This is a genomic window from Shewanella sp. 11B5, from assembly GCF_002836795.1.
Lineage (GTDB): Bacteria > Pseudomonadota > Gammaproteobacteria > Enterobacterales > Shewanellaceae > Shewanella > Shewanella frigidimarina.
This window is the reverse complement of the sequence record NZ_PJAP01000989.1, coordinates 1-2,788: the sequence shown is the minus strand read 5'-3', so window position 1 is coordinate 2,788 and position 2,788 is coordinate 1. Positions and strand designations below refer to the sequence as shown.

At 42.4% G+C, this 2,788-nt stretch carries 3 protein-coding genes; all 3 read left to right on the top strand.

The window, feature by feature from the left end:
- Positions 1-67: 67 nt before the first annotated feature.
- Positions 68-697: a flavin reductase family protein gene (locus tag CXF78_RS19295; RefSeq protein ID WP_102037670.1), complete on the top strand. Its 630-nt coding sequence runs from the start codon at positions 68-70 to the stop codon at positions 695-697.
- An 82-nt stretch (positions 698-779) separates the two neighbouring features.
- A complete protein-coding gene (locus CXF78_RS19290) occupies positions 780-1,769 on the top strand; it encodes a phosphotransferase (protein ID WP_102037669.1) in 990 nt (329 codons plus the stop codon).
- Positions 1,770-1,989: 220 nt separating this feature from the next.
- On the top strand, positions 1,990-2,788 hold a 799-nt coding region (locus CXF78_RS19285), incomplete at its 3' end, for a GGDEF domain-containing protein (RefSeq protein WP_102037668.1).

Here is a 2,788-nt window from a genome sequence, read left to right as displayed (position 1 = left end):
TACCATAATTGATGTGGTAATATTTGATGTCGCTAAAACAAGCTCAACAATATAAAGAAGGTAAAATATGAGTGCTGATAATCGCTATTTTTATGAACCTAGTAAAGGTCATGGCCTGCCACATAACCCACTCAATGCCATTATTGGCCCACGCCCCATTGGCTGGATTGCCTCTCGCAATACCCAAGGCCAGCGAAATCTAGCACCTTATAGTTTCTTTAACTGCTTTAATTACGATCCGCCAATTATCGGTTTTGCCAGTACTGGTTGGAAAGACAGCGTCGCCAACATTGTTGAAACTGGCGAGTTTGTATGGAACTTAACTACCCGCAGTTTAGCCGCGCAAATGAACCAAACCTCTGCCGCATTACCCCGTGGTACTGATGAATTTGAATTTGCCGGACTAACGCCAATAGCAGGCAACATTGTTAAAGCCGATCGCATTGCGCAAAGCCCGGTCAGCTTCGAATGCAAACTGTCGCAATGCATTCAGTTAACCGCAGCTAATGGTGACAAAATTGATACTTGGCTAGTACTTGGTGAAGTAGTGGCTGTGCATATTGAAAAGCACTTGTTGAACGCAGAAGGGATTTATCAAACAGCATTAGCTGAACCCGTATTACGTGCTGGCGGTCCATCGGCTTATTATGGTATTTCTGACGAGTTACGTTTTGATCTAAATCGCCCGACTTTATAAGTTGAATAAATGATGGATGCTAAACGATGGATAATGAGCAACTTGCTTCACATCAGCCAGAAATAGCCTTAACGAGATAGCTTTGAAAATTCCAAACCGTATTTTACAAACAATTAGTCAGGCTATTTCGGCAGATAGAGTCACTCATATAGAGGTAATTCAACCGCTTTGGGGTGGTTATGGCCAATTATTTCGCGCTTATGTAACAGGCAAACAGTACTCATCGGTGATTGTGAAATATATCTGTTTGCCTCAACCGAAGTCGCATCCTCGAGGTTGGAATACTCCACTGTCGCATCAGCGTAAATTACAGTCGTATCAAGTAGAAGTGAATTGGTACCAACACTATGCAAATAATCATACACAGCAGCAATTCAGTCCTCTTCCGCGTTGTTTGTATGTAGACCAACAAGCCAATGAAACCCTATTAGTATTACAGGACTTGCATACCCAGGGGTTTACCCAAGTCAGAAAAACCGCCACATCTGCCACCGTACTCGCGTGCTTAACGTGGTTAGGGCATTTTCATGCTAAATACATGCACGTAGAGCCAAAATGGCTTTGGCCTATTGGCACATATTGGCATCTAGATACGCGACCAGACGAGTTAGCCGTTTTGCCCGACAGCCCGCTTAAGTCGGCAGCCCATCTCATCGACGATGCCTTGAAACAATGTCCATTTCAAACTTTGGTGCATGGCGATGCCAAATTAGCTAACTTTTGTTTTAGCCAGAATGACCATGCTGCAGCAGTCGATTTTCAATATATCGGCCAAGGTTGCGGCATGAAAGACGTGATAATGTTGTTAAGCAGTGTATTGAGCTATCACGAACCAGAAGCGTTAATTAATGGTTATCTTAATCATTATTTTGCCGCGCTAACCCAAGGCCTAGCTGAGTGTCATCCGTTAATCGATCCACTTGAGGTACAACAAAAATGGCGACCTTTATATTGTGTGGCTTGGGCTGATTTCCAACGTTTTATTAAAGGTTGGAGTGTTGAGCATTTCAAAATCAACTCATATACCGAAACGCTAACCGAACAAGCGATAAAACAACTCGCTACAGCCTAACCTCATCATTGCTGATTAATTAACCACCCAAAAGTTATTATCTAATCCCAATTGGCTAAGGCTGCTATTGCCGTCTACAGTTGATAAACACTGTAGTATTTGTTGCCCCATCCATCGGTTATTTATTACCAGCAAGCACTGCAATCCGCTGTCTAGTTCGAGTAAACATAGCTCCGTTTTGGATTTGTATAAACAAAGCCATAAGCTAGGAAGTCACCATATGGAAAGTCCGTTTACGTATATTTTAATCACCTTGTTTTTTTCTAGCATTCTGCTGTCGATAATCTTTTTCATGACATGGCAAACCATGGGAAAACAAAAATATGCGTTAATGTTTTCATTATCTTTTTTAGCCTCAACAGTGCTGTGGGCTAATAGTCTGTTTAAAAGCTTATTTCTTTCTCACGAACTGTATTGGATGATAGGTTGCAGTGTTTCCATGCTGTCGGTGGTGCTCGGGACATGGGGGCATTGCTTACGCACTAACACTAAAATCCATCCCGCAACACTGCTAGGCATAGGCGTATTTGGGATGATGCTAACCTATTACTTTACGTATATTAGCCCCCACCTAGGCTTAAGAATGTCGTTGTATTTATACGTTGATGTGTTGTTATTGATGATCACCAGCGTGGTGATTATTAAGCACCGCACCAAATCACGCCCTGCCGAAATTGGTGCGTCGTTAATGCATTTCATATTTGCAATGTGCATATTGGTTGCAGCGAGTATCGCACTATCCCAAGGTAGAGAGATGGATGTAGAACTTATAAAGCTCTACGCCATTGTTAACTTTACCGCCCTACCTGCGGCTTATGTTGGGATGTCAGTATTTGTGATTTATATGCTGGCTTCTGATTTGGCCGAAGAAATGAAGTTGCTGGCGATGACAGATCCGCTGACTGATTGCTTTAATCGTCGGGGATTTTATAGCCACGCAAAACAAAAATTACTTGAGTTACAAAAGCAGCCGCAACATGCGTGCCTCATTTATTGGGATATAGATAAGTTTAAAGCAA